Annotated in this window: 13 protein-coding genes; 8 read left to right on the top strand and 5 right to left on the bottom strand. The window is 36.5% G+C overall.

All coding sequences use genetic code 11. The features are described from left to right. Positions 1 to 6: 6 nt before the first annotated feature. Positions 7 to 2,637: a bifunctional aconitate hydratase 2/2-methylisocitrate dehydratase gene (gene acnB, locus AC012T_RS03405; protein WP_487063101.1), complete on the bottom strand. Its 2,631-nt coding sequence runs from the start codon at positions 2,635 to 2,637 to the stop codon at positions 7 to 9. A 150-nt stretch (positions 2,638 to 2,787) separates the two neighbouring features. Between acnB and AC012T_RS03400 the strand changes: the two genes are divergently transcribed. The 6 genes from AC012T_RS03400 to AC012T_RS03375 all read left to right on the top strand — a co-directional run bounded on the left by AC012T_RS03400 (position 2,788) and on the right by AC012T_RS03375 (position 6,645). Next, the gene (locus AC012T_RS03400) at positions 2,788 to 3,003 is read left to right on the top strand and encodes a hypothetical protein (RefSeq protein WP_487063099.1); all 216 of its coding nucleotides are present in this window, start codon (positions 2,788 to 2,790) and stop codon (positions 3,001 to 3,003) included. Beyond that, entirely contained in the window at positions 2,993 to 3,400 is a 408-nt protein-coding gene (locus AC012T_RS03395; protein ID WP_487063097.1) for a type II toxin-antitoxin system VapC family toxin, read from the top strand. Before AC012T_RS03400 ends, AC012T_RS03395 begins: the two co-directional genes overlap by 11 nt. A 258-nt stretch (positions 3,401 to 3,658) precedes the next feature. After that, on the top strand, positions 3,659 to 4,912 hold the full coding sequence (locus AC012T_RS03390) for an NYN domain-containing protein (protein ID WP_487063095.1): 1,254 nt from the start codon (positions 3,659 to 3,661) through the stop codon (positions 4,910 to 4,912). A 155-nt stretch (positions 4,913 to 5,067) separates the two neighbouring features. Beyond that, positions 5,068 to 5,355 (top strand): BrnT family toxin, encoded by a 288-nt coding sequence (locus AC012T_RS03385; RefSeq protein ID WP_487063093.1) that lies wholly within the window; start codon positions 5,068 to 5,070, stop codon positions 5,353 to 5,355. Then, on the top strand, positions 5,345 to 5,542 hold the full coding sequence (locus AC012T_RS03380; protein WP_487063091.1) for a hypothetical protein: 198 nt from the start codon (positions 5,345 to 5,347) through the stop codon (positions 5,540 to 5,542). Before AC012T_RS03385 ends, AC012T_RS03380 begins: the two co-directional genes overlap by 11 nt. A 149-nt stretch (positions 5,543 to 5,691) precedes the next feature. After that, positions 5,692 to 6,645, top strand: a complete 954-nt coding sequence (locus tag AC012T_RS03375) for a class I SAM-dependent methyltransferase (protein ID WP_487063089.1) — start codon at positions 5,692 to 5,694, stop codon at positions 6,643 to 6,645. Between the two features lie 160 nt (positions 6,646 to 6,805). Here the strand turns inward: AC012T_RS03375 and AC012T_RS03370 are convergent, their stop codons facing one another. The 4 genes from AC012T_RS03370 to AC012T_RS03355 all read right to left on the bottom strand — a co-directional run bounded on the left by AC012T_RS03370 (position 6,806) and on the right by AC012T_RS03355 (position 12,477). Next, positions 6,806 to 7,195 carry an STAS/SEC14 domain-containing protein gene (locus AC012T_RS03370; RefSeq protein WP_487063087.1) on the bottom strand — a complete coding sequence of 130 codons (390 nt, stop codon included), beginning with the start codon at positions 7,193 to 7,195 and terminating at the stop codon, positions 6,806 to 6,808. A 277-nt stretch (positions 7,196 to 7,472) separates the two neighbouring features. Continuing rightward, positions 7,473 to 7,850 carry a hypothetical protein gene (locus tag AC012T_RS03365; RefSeq protein ID WP_487063085.1) on the bottom strand — a complete coding sequence of 126 codons (378 nt, stop codon included), beginning with the start codon at positions 7,848 to 7,850 and terminating at the stop codon, positions 7,473 to 7,475. A gap of 355 nt (positions 7,851 to 8,205) precedes the next feature. Further along, positions 8,206 to 9,894 carry a potassium channel family protein gene (locus AC012T_RS03360; RefSeq protein ID WP_487063083.1) on the bottom strand — a complete coding sequence of 563 codons (1,689 nt, stop codon included), beginning with the start codon at positions 9,892 to 9,894 and terminating at the stop codon, positions 8,206 to 8,208. Positions 9,895 to 10,149: 255 nt separating this feature from the next. Then, positions 10,150 to 12,477: a CHASE2 domain-containing protein gene (locus AC012T_RS03355; RefSeq protein ID WP_487063081.1), complete on the bottom strand. Its 2,328-nt coding sequence runs from the start codon at positions 12,475 to 12,477 to the stop codon at positions 10,150 to 10,152. A gap of 809 nt (positions 12,478 to 13,286) precedes the next feature. Here AC012T_RS03355 and AC012T_RS03350 point away from each other — a divergent pair. Together AC012T_RS03350 and AC012T_RS03345 are read left to right on the top strand one after the other, a co-directional pair. Next, positions 13,287 to 13,808 (top strand): LabA-like NYN domain-containing protein, encoded by a 522-nt coding sequence (locus AC012T_RS03350; RefSeq protein WP_015217058.1) that lies wholly within the window; start codon positions 13,287 to 13,289, stop codon positions 13,806 to 13,808. A 91-nt stretch (positions 13,809 to 13,899) separates the two neighbouring features. Then, complete coding sequence (locus AC012T_RS03345) at positions 13,900 to 15,492, top strand: 2-isopropylmalate synthase (RefSeq protein WP_487063079.1); 1,593 nt, start codon at positions 13,900 to 13,902, stop codon at positions 15,490 to 15,492. The last annotated feature ends 44 nt before the right edge of the window (positions 15,493 to 15,536 follow it).

Below are 15,536 nucleotides of genomic sequence, written 5' to 3'. Positions count from 1 at the left end.
CTAACATTATACCAAAGCTGCCTGCTCCTCCTTACTAATCACCCTACCCTCATCCTCAAAACCGACAATTTGATCAAAGTTCAAATAGCGATACAAATTATCAGCAAAAGGATGAATTCTCTCTGCCACAATATCCAAATATTCCTGCACATTAGGAAGTCTTCCCAACAATGCACAAACTGCTGCTAATTCCGCTGAACCTAAATACACTTGTGCGCCTTTTCCCATGCGATTATTGAAGTTACGAGTCGAGGTAGAAAACACCGTTGTGTTATCATCAACTCGCGCCTGATTTCCCATACATAAACTACATCCAGGAATCTCAGTTCTCGCATTTGCAGCTACGAAAACATCATAAACACCTTCTGTTTTTAGTTGGTGTTCATCCATGCGGGTTGGAGGTGCAATCCATAACCGCGCTTTTACCTCTCCTGCACCTTCCAAAACCTTTGCGGTTGCCCGATAATGGCCGATATTTGTCATACAAGAACCAACGAATACTTCTTGTACTGGATCATTAGCAACTTCTGATAATAACTTAACATTATCAGGATCATTGGGAGCAGCTACAATTGGTTCTTTGATTTGGCTTAAATCAATTTCAATTATTTCTGCATACTCGGCATCTGCATCTGCTGACATTAACACCGGATTTGCTAACCATTCTTCCATTTTCGCTACTCGGCGCATAATGGTTCGCTCATCATGATAACCCCGTGCTACCATATTTTTCAACAAGGCAATATTAGAACGCAAATATTCCGCAATTGTTTCTTCACTCAACTTAATTGTACAACCTGCACAAGAACGTTCTGCGGAAGCATCGGTTAATTCAAAAGCTTGTTCAACTTTCAAATTTGGTAAACCTTCAATTTCCAAAATTTTGCCAGAGAAGACGTTTTTCTTGTTCTGTTTCTCTACTGTTAACAAACCTTTTTGCATAGCAACATAAGGAATTGCATTAACAATATCCCTCAATGTAATTCCTGGTTGCAATTCTCCTTTAAATCTTACCAAAACTGATTCTGGCATATCCAAAGGCATGACACCCAATGCACCAGCAAAGGCTACTAACCCAGAACCGGCAGGGAAGGATATTCCCAAGGGGAAGCGAGTATGGGAATCTCCACCTGTTCCCACGGTGTCGGGTAACAACATCCGGTTTAACCAGGAGTGAATGATACCATCTCCAGGACGCAAGGCTACGCCACCACGTTGGGCGAAAAAGTCGGGTAGTTCTTGGTGGGTTTTGATGTCTACTGGTTTGGGATATGCGGCTGTGTGACAGAAGCTTTGCATTACTAAGTCTGCACTGAAACCTAAACAGGCGAGTTCTTTTAATTCATCCCTTGTCATTGGCCCTGTGGTGTCCTGAGAACCGACTGTAGTCATGATTGGTTCGCAAGATGTCCCCGGACGTACTCCTGTTAAACCGCAAGCTTTCCCGACCATTTTCTGCGCTAGTGTGTAGCCTTTTCCGGTGTCGGCTGGGGCTTGGGGACGAATGAATAAATCACTGGGTGCTAAACCTAATGCTTGACGGGTTTTATCGGTGAGGGTACGTCCAATTAGTAAGGGAATACGTCCACCGGCGCGAACTTCATCTAAGATGGTGTCGGGTTTGAGGCTAAAGGTGGAAATTACTTCTCCTGCGGCGTTGGTAACTTCGCCTTTGTAGGGATAAATGGTGATTACGTCACCGGTTTCCATTTTGGTGACATCGCATTGTATGGGTAATGCACCGGCATCTTCGGCTGTGTTAAAAAAGATGGGAGCGATCGCACTTCCTAATATATAACCCCCAGCCCGTTTGTTGGGAACAAAGGGTATATCATTGCCCAAATGCCATAATACAGAGTTAATTGCAGACTTACGGGAAGAACCTGTACCGACAACATCACCAACGTAAGCAACAGGATGTCCTTTTTTCTTCAACTCTGCAATAGTTTCCAAACTTCCTGGTTGCCGAGTTTCTAACATCGCCAAAGCGTGTAAAGGGATATCCGGGCGAGTTGTGGCGTGGGTTGCGGGTGATAAATCGTCGGTATTGGTTTCCCCAGGAACTTTAAAAACGCTAACAGTGATAGCTTCTGGTAATGTGGGACGGGAGAGAAACCATTCGGCTTCTGCCCAAGAGTTGATCACTTTTTTAGCGTAGGGGTTGGTTTTCGATAATTCCAAAACATCATGGAAAGCATCATACACCAACAAAATTCGGCTGAGTGCGGAAGCTGCATAAGCGGCTATTTGTTCTCTTCCTTCCCCTTTCATGACTAAGGGTGTTTCTGAAGATGTTGATACAGATGTTGTGGAAACTTGGAGTAAATCAATTAAGGACTGTACATTGTAACCGCCTATCATTGTTCCCAGCAATTCCACTGCGTCTATTGGTGAAACCAAGGGACTGGTTATTTCCTCTTTCGCAATAGCAGTGAGAAACCCAGCTTTTACATATGCAGCTTGGTCTACACCGGGTGGAATGCGATCGCGCAATAAATTTAATAATAACTCTTCTTCGCCTTTTGGTGGATTTTTCAGTAATTCACACAACTCTGATGTTTGTTGTGCGTCTAACGGTAAAGGGGGAATATCCAGTTGAGCGCGTTCTGCGACGTTTTGACGATATTGTTCTAGCATAGTTTAGCTTGTTCTCCTGTATGCAATGTCTTGTTTTCTTTATTTTATTGTAAAGGGAATGTTACAAGAGTTACTGATAAACGGATTTGTTAGAAATAACAATTTATAGATTATAATCTTGAATAGAATATTTATTCTAGGTAATTTACTATGGTTACAAAACAAATAATTCAAGAAAAATTAGAAAGTTTAACAGAAGAACAACTTAATCAAGTTTATGATGTAATTGAACAATTAAGTATTGCAGAAAATATCATTAAAAAACCTAGTTTAATGTCTAAATTACGAAAAATTTCTATTGATGCTCCCGAAGATTTTTCTGTTAACCTTGCAATTAGTTTTGGGAGAGATGTAAGTGAGGACTAAAATTTTTGTTGATACTTGGTTTATTGTTGCTTTAATCAATAAACGGGATCAATATCATCAAAAAGCCTTAGAATTATCTGAACAATATGAAAATTATCCTTTGATTACAACTGATGCCGTTTTTTTAGAAGTTGGTAATGCTTTATCAAGTAATTATAAAAATGAAGCAGTTGAATTAATTGAAAGTTTCCTAGAATCAGATGATGTTGAAGTTATTCGTTTAAATACAGATTTATTTGATCAAGCATTAAGTTTATACAAAAAACATCAAGATAAATCCTGGGGTTTAGTTGATTGTATTTCTTTTGTAGTGATGAAAAAATATGAAGTTACTCAAGCGTTAACTTTTGATAAACATTTTATTCAAGCAGGTTTTCAAGCATTAATGAAACAATAGAGATTCTTGATTACAAAAAGGAATTGTAATTGATGAATACTAAACAATAATAAATTTATGAGTTAATTAAAGAACTTAGAAAGGCTTTGCAAATAAAAGAAATTATGAAACCATCAGAAACATAATTTACATAATGGTATGATCCAGAAGAGGATATTTGTTAATCGAATTATTTTGTTTTTAACAATAATTCTACTTTAAAATATATTTTCAGACCACAATAAACATACCATATAAAGAGAGAAAATAAATTAATATATGATAGATAAAGTTGGCATTTTTTTAGATATTGAAAACTTAGCTGGTTGGCTAAAATTAGATGGAGGAGAAACGCTACTTGATAGAGCTAGTGAATTAGGTAGTGTTGTAGTACGTCGTGCTTATGGGGATTTTAGTTTACCATCTGTTAGCAAAAGACAATCTGAATTAAATTTATTAGGATTTGAGTTTGTTCATGTTTATCATCCAGTTAAAGGGAAAAATTCTGCTGATATTCAAATTGTAGTTGATGTGATGGAATATTTAACAAGAGTTCCTGATCTTCAATGGTTTGTATTAGCTACAGGTGATGCTGATTTTTCTCCATTATTTAGAAGATTAAAAGAGTTAGGAAAATCTGTTGTTGGAATTGGTCCCAAATCTAAATTAAGTGAAGTTGTCAAAAAATCGTGTAACCGCTTTATTTATACAGATACAAATGTTACAAACATTGTCACAAATATTGACATAACTACATTTCCTATAAACAATAAAGAACTGCAAGAATCTTCTTTAGAACTATTAGAAAAGATTTTAAATAGAAATACCGATCAAATTCCTGTATCTGTCCTTAAAACAGCAATTTTAGAACTTGATCCTTCATTTGATGAAAGAAATTTTGGTTATTCAAAATTTTTATCATTCTTAAAAAGTGTTCCTGATATTGTTAGTTTAAGATTAGATAAACAAAAAACAACTTGGTTTGCTAAATCAGCAGAAGATAATGAGGATAATAATGATGAAATAAAAATTTCATCTGAAGATCAAAATAATCAAAACCAAAATATACAACTACAACCTACACCGGATTTATATAAACGATTATTAAAGAAAATTGGATTACGATTATGCAAGAAAAAATTACTATGTGAAGCTTTTGTCAAACTTAATCAAAAGTTTAAAGATAAATTTAGCACATCAGAACAACTGGAATTTTTATTTGATACATTTGATAATCTTTATAGTCGTGGAGAAATTAGAGCAGCTTCTTTTCTCCTTTATAAATGTGGTTTTATTATTAAAAGTGAAGATGTAAATGATACAGCTAATTTATCGTTAATAACAACCTTTTCTCAAGAGGATGTACTTATAAAAATTGACAAAATTATTTTATCACATATTTATTATCAATGCCAAAATAAAAATATCAAATTTATACCTGATTTATGTATATCTTTAATGATAAGTAATTTTTTTAAAAATAAGAACAAAATTCAAGAAATTATATCTCAGTGTAAACTAGAGCATGAGTAAAGTTATCGCTCAAGCTCTCATCCTCAAAAATAACTCCATCCTGTAAATCCTTAAATCCTGAAAATCCTGATATGGTTTGCGTCACGCTACGCTATCAGACAAAATGATATAGTAACTTGAAAGAGCGAATTTAATCTAAAATATAATTATCAACTATGGAATTTGAATGGGATACAAAAAAAGCAGAATCTAACTTATCCAAACATGGAGTTTCATTTACAGAAGCGCAAACAGTTTTTGATGATCCACTCTATGTTGATTTTTATGATCCTGATCATTCAGAAACAGAACATCTTGATCTCATTATAGGAGAATCATCAAACAATTATATCTTGTTATTTTCCTACACCGAAAGAGAAGATAAAATTAGAATTATTAGTGCAAGAAAAGTCACAAAACAAGAACTCAAAACTTATCAAGAGGGTTCAAGCAATGGAAGATGAATTAAGAGAGGAATATGATTTAAAAAGTCTAAAAGTCAGGAAAATGGGAGCAAAGCGTAAAAGTTTTGGTAATACAATTATCAAACTAGATGCAGATGTAGCAGAAGTTTTTCCTAATGCTGAATCAGTTAATGAAGCTCTGAGATTTTTAATTAGAATCAGCAGAGAAAATCAAGTCACATTATAAATTAAATTCTGTAAGTTGGGTTGAAAAAACCAACATTTTTATTTATAACTAAAATCAAAAATAACCTCATCCTGAAAATCCTGATTCAGAAAATACTCGAAATTAGCTACAATATAAATAATTATTGTACCTCTATACTTACTGTTCAGATGAATACAAAAATCAAACCAGACTGGGCTGGACAAGGATTACTTTCTCAGTTTGTCAACCTGCTGATTAATACCAAACCTATCTACAGCCTAATGAAACAACAAGCTAGGCAAGTAATGATTAAAACTGCCGAAAAAAACGGTGTTGCTTGGCGGAAAAATTATGAGAACCTAGAAGCATCAGGAATCAAAGAAAAGCTGACAGAAGTTGTTAATCCGAATGTAGTTTATCCTGAGTACTACAAAGTTCCTTTTCATGCTTATAGTGAAGGTAATCTTTGCTGGAAAGCGGCTTTTGAAGCCCCCAGTGCTACCTATGCTATGGGATTACGGGTATGGCCAAAAGAAAAAATCACTTGGCAAACTGCAAACCACAGATTAAGGTCAAGTTTTCACGAAGTTTTAGGCAATTATGTCACTCAAGACGTGCAGGATATTCTAGATATTGGCTGTTCAGTTGGTATTTCAACTTTAGAAATACACCGCTATTATCAACGAAAACAAAACCATCCAGTTAACACAATAGGTTTAGATTTATCTCCCTATATGTTGATTGTAGCTAAACAGTTAGATGTTGATAACGAAATATCCCAATGGTTACACACTCAAGCAGAAAACACAGGATTACCAAATGAGTCTTTTGACTTAGTAACTCTCCAATTTGTCACTCATGAACTGCCTAGTTTTGCTAGTAAGGCTATTTTTCAGGAAGCTTTGCGGTTATTACGCCCTGGTGGTTGCTTTGCCATAGTAGATAATAATCCAAAATCACCTGTAATTCAAAACTTACCTCCTGTACTATTTACACTGATGAAAAGTACAGAACCCTGGTCTGATGAATACTATATGTTTGATATAGAAGAGACTTTACAGACTATAGGTTTTGAGGTACTAACAACGGTTGCTACTGACCCAAGACACCGTGCTATTGTTGCTAAAAAACCTACTTTGTAAAAGTGTAGGTTGTAGGGAAAATATTTATTTATCCCTACGTTTAGACTGATCTTAAAAACCATTAGCAATATCATTACAACTGTCAATCTTTAAATACTGATTCAGACTATTAAACGTCCATTAACTTTAAATTTATCTGCATCAATATTCAATTTTTATCTTACGTTGGAAAACCTAAATTTTTCATCAACTCCATCAAAGAAACTCCGTGCAAATGTGCCAAATCTGCTAGATATTCAAAACGATGTGCTTGCAGCTGATCTATCTGTTCACTTAGACGTAATAACTCTCTATACTCCTCATCTGTCAGATTTTTTTCGTCCGCTTTAGCTATTAATTGGTTGTAATAAATCTGATTATTATCAGAAATATCTGGATTATTTTTGAGAAAAAATTCGGCTTCTTCTTTGATCAATTTAGCAGCTTTTCTTTGGGTATGCAAAATAATGACTTGAGAGACGAATTTATGGAAATCTGGCTGGTTTAACTGTTGAACAGCTTGGAGTAAAGCTTCTGAAGATAATTGAACTTCAAGTTTCACTGTTGACATTTTTTACATCTCGCCAGCTAATTTGTCAATATTCTATCAATAGACTGATGACAACAAGTATATATGTCGTTAAAAATTCGTACAACTGCTCCTTGAAATTATAAAAAATCATCAGAAGTTAATACTAACCATAAATGTTAAACAAAGTATCGTTTTGATAAAGAATATTAAGATTATACAAAAACTTGTAAGTTATATTTATTTGTAAGCAGTGGATATGAACAATCAATCCACCCCTACAAATATTACTTTTAACAGAAAAGTCCCTTAAAAAAGGTTAACCAAACCAGTGAGAAGGTTGACAACCCGGTTGAACAGTTTCACAAAGGTAATTACTAATCCAATCTGATTTTTGTTGGATAATTGAAAAGATACCTTGATGAATCAAATTTTGTAGATGTAAGTGTTGCTCTAAAGGATGACGTGGTAACTTTTGGTTGATAGAGTTATTTTGTTCATCTTCATGTATAGGAATTTGACTATCAGGAACTGCGCTATAAAAGCCAGGAAGACGATTGATAACAAAGGAAATTAGCTCTTGTCGTAAATCAGGAATTGCAAAAGCTTGTTGATAAGGTTCATACAGATATGTATCTAAAACACTTTCAATTTCACCAATGACTGATTGGTGGGATAACTTGACTACTGTTTCCATGATTAATTATCTCCTGATTGTTAATAATTTACACAACGAAAAAGCTATTTAAATGGTGTGTTTTTATGATAAACATCTGGAAAATTTCCAGTATTAGACCTGATAACCTTATCTAAAAAAATTGTTTTTGGCAAAATTTTAGATATTTAATTATCCTATTTTTAGGTTAATTTTATACTCTTTTGAGTACAAGCTTAAAAATAGTATTCATTTAATTTTTGATATTATCGGTTTATAATCCTAATTATTTGAAATTTACAATTTTTTACAAAAAAATATACAAAACGCAGCATAAACTATGAGGGATCAATTTTACTATAATTACCCTAACCTCAAGGCAGTCAGATGGAGTGGTTCATCCTATTATCGGCTGCTGCTCTTCGCGCCATAACTGATATAACCGATTTGCAGGTATGGTCATGTACAAAATATCTCCTGCACTCAAATTGGTATCTAACAAATCCCAACCGTGTAAAGTTTGATGATTTGTCTCTACATACAAAGGTACAAAATCAGCAGACCTAGCTACATCTTTCACCCACTGGCCACAAAAAGGATGTAAAGGCGTAATCAAAGTGGCAAAAGCTACCCACAAACTATTGCCAATAATACCATTACCAATAATTTTACCTCCAAGGGCAGCAGCTGCAAAAGCTGGTGCTGCTAATTCTGCGGGACTGAGTACAGCTTCAAAGTCAAATACCTGTTTTGTCATCCCTGCAAAATCAGGATCAGCATAATGAACAATCACAGGAATTTTTGGTGTTAAACCTTTTGCTTTGAGGGCAATTTCTAAATTAGTAGCATCGTTGTTAGTAACAGCCAGAACGGCGGCTGCGGTATCTATATTACTTGTTTGTAGAGTTGTGCGAAAACTCGCATCTGCGAGAATTACAGGAATACTCATTCCTCTAGCAGTGTTGACAAATTTATTATTAGGATCTGTTTCAATTACTACTACTTCATATCCACCAGCATGAAGTTGTTGAATAATTCTAATACCAATTCCACTCAAACCACAAACAATATAATGATTACGTTGGGGAATTCTGGCAGCATCCCAAAATTGTTTGAGGCGAGTACCTAAAACAAAATCGGTGAGCATAGCATACCAAATACCAAAAACTGCTGCCCCAGCCAGCATCATAAAAACTGTAAATAATTTAATGCTATTTGGTGCTTGTTCTACAACTTTGTCATTACCACCAGCACCTGTAATCATGCCCACAGCAAAGTATAAAGCATCAACAAATGAGATATTTAATTTAGCCGAAACATAGGTGAATGTGGCGAGTAAAATAATTACTATTAGCGCTATTGCCATGACGATTACTGATTGGGCGTGTTTCTGAAACTGCCGAACACTTGTAAAAATTTTTAGCAGTTTTCTTCCCCATGATTTACGAGGGAGATTGACACGAGGTTGAGAACCAATAATTAAGCGATCACCTACTTTTAATTTTTGTTCTGACAATACAGCAGATACTAAATTTATCTTCCCTAGTAACGGTAGATAATAAATTAGCATCCGGGACTTATCTTCCCACAAATCGCTTAGTTTACAACCTCTCCAAGGATGATTTTCATCAATATATTCTTCCTGAATTGGCCAAGTTTGATCAAATAACTTAATTTGCCCAATTGCTTGATTTCCCAGGGCGGCAAAGGTAAATACTGGTGCTGCTAAACCGACAACACTCATACTTAAATGATCTACAAGAGTTTGATCTAGGCGTTCGCCCAAGTTCGGATTATAGAAGCGATTAATAATCCGAATTTGGGGATTCAGTATCCGCGCCTGCATCATAATGGACAAATTTAATGCATCATCAGAGCTAGCAATTACTAAAGTATGTGCTTGCTCAATTCCTGCTGCTTTCAGGGCAGAAGCTGTGTATAATTCACCAATAATTACATCTCCCGTAGCTTCGCCAGGTATGGGTTTGCGATGAATACCAACAACGGAAGCACCCTGTTGTCTCAGCAAACGAAAGATTTTATATCCAGTACGTCCTAAGCCACAAACAATGATTCGAGGTTTCATGAAACAGCAGCATGATTTACAAGAAAGGCTGCATATCAGTTCTTTATTTCCATTGTTGCTTACTTGCGGGAGGGATAACTGTAGCTGAAAATACTATACGGCAGAATTCAGGAGTCAGAAGTAAAGCTGGCTTTGTGTATAGGTTTAAATTTAGATTTTGTACCTCCTAACTAAGCAAGCTGCTATAAATTTACATTGCGTCAATTTACAGATTTTGCTGTGGGGTAGTTTTATGTTTATCTAAAATATATTCTCTCAAGATATTCCTGTCCAAGGTGTGGTAGGAGAGTCGGCATCAAACGAAGATAAATGATCTATGGAATACTTTGTATTGAAGTTAGTTTTGCTATCTTCACAAATTGGCAATTTATGTAGTTCATCTAATACTTCTAGGGCAGATTGATATCGTTGTTTATAATCTTCTGAAATCATTTTATTTATAATTTCTGCTAAAGGCTGACTCACTATGGCTTTGTCTATCCATTTGACTTCGCCATCATTATCTCTTGCTAATTCATGGGGAGAAATACCAGTTAAAGCCTTAATTCCAATCATGCCAATGGCGTAAATATCACTATTATATTTAGGACGACCAAAACATTGTTCGCTAGGTGCATAACCTTTAGTACCAATACCGATTGTGAAGGCGGTTGAATCAAGACTTTCTGTTATTTGAGTACTGACTTCTTTGACTGCACCAAAGTCAATTAGTACGAGTTTCCAATCTGAGTGACGGCGGATAATATTGTTAGGTTTGATGTCTCGGTGAATTACACCATTTTCATGGACAAATCTTAAGATTAGCAATAGTTCTTTTAACAGAGTAATTGTTAAATTTTCTGTGATGCACTTACCGGAAATTAATTCCTGATTTAAAGGATGTCCAAGTATGTATTCTTGCACTAAATAAAATTCTTTGTCTTCTTCAAAATATGCTAAAAGCTGAGGAATTTGATGGTGTGTTCCTAGTTTTTCTAGGGTTTTCGCTTCTGCACTAAATAAACGCCTAGCTAGTGCTAAACTTTCTGCTTTAGTTGTGGCTGGTTTTAGCTGCTTAACTACACATTGGGGGTTTCCAGGACGTTGTATATCTTCAGCCACATAAGTTTCACTAAATCCACCTGCACCTAAAACTTTAATAATTTTGTAGCGTGCGGCGAGTATTTTACCATTCAATGCTAAATCCCTTTGCTGAATTAGGTCTTGGAGGTCGTCTTGTTGGCTGATAATTTCTTGAATAATGGGAGAAGATTTGTATTTCTGAAAAATGAGGAATAATTTTTGTTTGTTGATTTTTTCTCTAGCTACTTCAGTGACTAAATAAGAGAGTCCTGTCAGAGCGATCGCTATCATGGGTACTATAGTCGGGAACATCAGTTGACCATAGATAAAGCTGCTATAGCTGATTACTCCCCACACACTAGCCAAAGCTATACTCAACAAAAATCTACTAACACCTCTTTTTTTGATGGTTACTATTACAGCCGCACCCCCTACGAGTAACAGCACAAATAGACCACGTAATATGGGACTTGTAATTGCTGTACCAATAGTTTTATTTTCCATCAAGGTAGCGATCGCATGAGCATGAATTTCTACCCCAGCCATAAGATCATGTGCTGAAACGGCTACTCGATGATAATCATTGCTTAGTTGCGATGTTGCACCAATTAGCACGATCTTATTTTGGAAAACTCTTCCCTGTTGTAAATAATTGTTCCAATTTTCTGAATCAAATACATACCAAAACGGAACTATCTTAAATCTATCTCCATTTCCCCAAAAATAAATGCGATCGCCCCTGGGTTGAGAATAATTCTCTTGTGCTGCTCCTAAAACTGCTTCCCCAAACGAAGGTATTTTAGTTTTAATCACATTGTCCTGAGCTAAAAACTTGGCATATTCACTGGCCATGCGATGAACCTTACCATCCACCTCCAAGGGAAAATTTACTGAACCAATGGACACAGAACCCATGCGAAACATTTCTTGCGGTTGGGTCAATTGCTGGAATGATCCTTGATGTGTCGTAAAATCTTCATAGACTGCGGCTAAGGTAACTTTACTCCCATATTTTTGTAAAACTGACTGTAATTGCCGATCATCAGCCTCACCATAACTACTCGGCCTATCAAAAACTATACCTAAAGCTACCGCACGCGCACCCGCTTTCATCAATTTATTAATCACTTGAGCATAGGCTGCACGTTGGTAAGGAAAAGATTTTAGTGGTTCTAAGTAGGCATACTGTTGAGGATCAGTCCTATAATACTGTTCAGGAATTGATATCGACTGATCATCAACTGCCAAAATCACAATATCTTGCGGTGCCGTTATTGGCCCACGTATTTGAAAAAAAGTAGTTAAAGCTTGAGTTTCTATCAATTTCACCCCATCTCCACCAGAAGCACTCAGCACTGCTGCCAGTATTGCCGAAGTACCAGTGAGCAGATGACCAAAACGCACCATTAGTTTAGACTGGTGTAACGAGGCAGTTAAATTTCCTTTTGTGAATTTACTTAACTGGTTCTGGGCAGCAGATAGTGATTTTTTAATTGAGGTCGATCTAGATTCTTCTGCCATATCGTGTTACTCATTAATTTAAGTACAACGCTTTTATTTATACACAGCATCTAGTACTAACATTGGGAAATCAAACTCTTATACATTACTCAAGTATGCTTTAATTCCAATTAAACTTGCATTGTTACAGTACCGCTAAAGAACTTCCCATCCAGATACTGCCCTATTTTCCTTGTGACTAAATGCCTATCTGTGATTGTTGCACAGATATCTACCAGATATGCTTCACCTTTGTAATTGGTTACGGTGAGAATCTATCCTAACTTTAGGACTCAACTTAACCAAAAGGACAGCAGGAAGAGACTAAACTTTTAGCCTTCGATCATTAACTGGTTCCTTCTTGATTTAGCAAAGTCCAGGCAAAAGGCAACTTCTGAACAATGGTATACTAGGCAACCTTGCCAGGAAGTCTTCTCTCTGTGGTTAAATCTTGATACTTACCAAAAATTCATTTCTGCTATTGAGGACAAAATCTATTGATGGGCATCAGCCTAGATCTTATTCCCAGTCCATACCATACCTCTTTAGGAGTAAACTTGATCGATATACAGATCACAATCCTGTTACTGGGTCGATTTTATTGGTAGATTTTGATGATGGGGGATCTTGAAAAAAGTTGGAGGTTAAACAAGTTCAGTTAGCGAGTATATCAAATTTAATGTTTTAGCCAATTTTATGCTTTGACAGAGGTAAGATAAAAGCTATACATGAAAACTACCTTTATAGATATTAGCGACCTTGCCAATTAAGAATTGCTATAATCTATTGTTCCATCTTACATTCTTATCTATTATTAGGTGTAAATTTCTATGGGTTCTCCAATGAATCGTCTGTCTATTTTTGTAGACGGAAACAATATGTTCTATGCTCAACAAAAAAATGGCTGGTTTTTTGATCCGCGACGGGTATTAGAATATTTCAAGAATGAGCAGTCAGACACAACATTAATTAATGCCTTTTGGTACACAGGCTTAAAAGATCCACAAGATCAACGCGGTTTTCGAGATGCACTGATTAGTTTGGGATATACAGTCCGCACCAAAATTCTTAAAGAATACTATGATGATGTTTCTGGTCGTTACTCGCAAAAAGCGAATTTAGATATTGAAATTGTTGTAGATATGTTTAATACAGTTGATCAGTATGACAGAGTTGTTTTATTTAGCGGTGATGGAGATTTTGAGAGAGCTATAGAACTATTACGTTCTAAAAATACTCATATAACAGTTGTATCAACAGAAGGAATGATTGCGAGAGAATTGCGTAATGCTACTGATAGATATATAGACTTGAACGATATCAGAGACCAGATAGAAAAAACTGAAGCTTAGTAAAATTAATAATTATTTACAAAGCCAAGAGTTAGAAAATAAAGTTCAAGGTATTTTAAGCCCACAGTCACAACTAAACAACCCAAAACCAATGAGCAATCAAGCAGACAGAATTATCATCTTTGATACGACACTGCGAGATGGAGAACAGTGTCCAGGAGCGACCTTAAACATTGACGAAAAGCTAATTATCGCCAAACAATTAGCCCGTTTAGGTGTAGATATAATTGAAGCTGGTTTTGCCTTTGCTAGTCCCGGCGATTTTGAAGCAATCAGCAAAATTGCCCAAACTGTGGGCATAGAAGATGGGCCTGTAATTTGTAGTTTAGCCAGAGCCAGACATGATGATATCAAAGCCGCAGCAGAAGCGATAAAACCAGCTGCTAAACGTAGGATTCATACCTTTATTGCCACTTCTGATATTCACCTGCAATATAAGTTGAAAAAAACTAGGCCGGAAGTGATCGCTATAGCTGAAGAAATGGTAGCTTATGCCAAAACCTTCACCGATGATGTAGAATTTTCTCCTGAAGATGCAGGACGCTCTGACCCAGAATTTTTGTATCAAGTTTTAGAAAGAGCGATCGCAGCTGGTGCAACAACAGTTAACATTCCTGACACCGTGGGTTACACCACACCCAGCGAATTTGGCAACATCATCAAAGGCATTACAGAAAACGTCCCCAACATCGACCAAGCCATTATTTCTGTTCACGGCCATAACGATTTAGGTTTAGCAGTTGCTAACTTCTTAGAAGCAGTCAAAAACGGTGCCAGACAGCTAGAATGTACCATCAATGGCATTGGTGAACGGGCCGGAAATGCCGCTTTAGAAGAATTGGTAATGGCACTGCACGTCCGTCGGCAATATTTTAACCCCTTCTTTGGTAGACCGGCTGATTCTCAAGGATCATTAACTAATATTGACACCAAACAAATTTACAAAACTTCACGTCTTGTTTCTAACTTGACAGGGATGTTGGTGCAACCAAACAAAGCCATAGTTGGTGCAAATGCCTTTGCACACGAGTCTGGTATTCACCAAGATGGGGTATTGAAAAATAAACTCACCTATGAGATTATGGATGCCCAATTGATTGGTTTAACAGACAATCAAATCGTTTTGGGTAAACATTCCGGTAGAAACGCCTTTGGTACTCGCTTGAGAGAATTGGGTTTTGAACTGTCAGAAACCGAATTAAATAAAGCCTTTGTACGATTCAAAGACGTAGCGGATAAGAAGAAAGAGATATCAGATTGGGATTTGGAAGCGATCGTTAACGATGAAATCCAACAAGCACCCGAATTATTCCGAGTCGAGTTAGTACAGGTTTCCTGCGGTAGCAACGCCAAACCCACAGCCACAGTCACACTCCGCACCCCCGACGGTGAAGAATTAACAGATGCTGCCATAGGTACAGGCCCAGTAGATGCAGTTTATAAAGCCATCAATCGGGTAGTCAATGTACCAAATGAATTGATTGAATTCTCTGTGCAATCTGTCACAGGCGGAATAGATGCCCTGGGAGAAGTAACCATCCGCTTGAAATATGAATCGCGTGTATTTTCAGGCCATGCAGCCAACACCGATATCATCGTTGCCTCGGCGCAAGCTTATGTGAATGCACTGAATAGGCTGTATTCAGCTTTACAGCAACAAGCCAAAGAAGAAGTAACAGCCTAGTAGGGTGGGTGAGACGCAACGGGTAATATGGTATTAACAGATTG

This window comes from Anabaena sp. EIM26, assembly GCF_057568715.1.
The sequence above is the reverse complement of the archived record's forward strand: the minus strand, read 5'-3'. Positions and strand labels throughout refer to the sequence as shown.

Bases quoted from the DNA above. Each gene is read 5' to 3' on its own strand.
- acnB (WP_487063101.1), bottom strand. From the start codon at position 2,637: ATGCTAGAACAATATCGTCAAAACGTCGCAGAACGCGCTCAACTGGAT.
- AC012T_RS03360 (WP_487063083.1), bottom strand. From the start codon at position 9,894: ATGAAACCTCGAATCATTGTTTGTGGCTTAGGACGTACTGGATATAAA.
- AC012T_RS03390 (WP_487063095.1), top strand. From the start codon at position 3,659: ATGATAGATAAAGTTGGCATTTTTTTAGATATTGAAAACTTAGCTGGT.
- AC012T_RS03380 (WP_487063091.1), top strand. From the start codon at position 5,345: ATGGAAGATGAATTAAGAGAGGAATATGATTTAAAAAGTCTAAAAGTC.
- AC012T_RS03350 (WP_015217058.1), top strand. From the start codon at position 13,287: ATGGGTTCTCCAATGAATCGTCTGTCTATTTTTGTAGACGGAAACAAT.
- AC012T_RS03385 (WP_487063093.1), top strand. From the start codon at position 5,068: ATGGAATTTGAATGGGATACAAAAAAAGCAGAATCTAACTTATCCAAA.
- AC012T_RS03400 (WP_487063099.1), top strand. From the start codon at position 2,788: ATGGTTACAAAACAAATAATTCAAGAAAAATTAGAAAGTTTAACAGAA.
- AC012T_RS03345 (WP_487063079.1), top strand. From the start codon at position 13,900: ATGAGCAATCAAGCAGACAGAATTATCATCTTTGATACGACACTGCGA.
- AC012T_RS03375 (WP_487063089.1), top strand. From the start codon at position 5,692: ATGAATACAAAAATCAAACCAGACTGGGCTGGACAAGGATTACTTTCT.
- AC012T_RS03365 (WP_487063085.1), bottom strand. From the start codon at position 7,850: ATGGAAACAGTAGTCAAGTTATCCCACCAATCAGTCATTGGTGAAATT.
- AC012T_RS03355 (WP_487063081.1), bottom strand. From the start codon at position 12,477: ATGGCAGAAGAATCTAGATCGACCTCAATTAAAAAATCACTATCTGCT.
- AC012T_RS03370 (WP_487063087.1), bottom strand. From the start codon at position 7,195: ATGTCAACAGTGAAACTTGAAGTTCAATTATCTTCAGAAGCTTTACTC.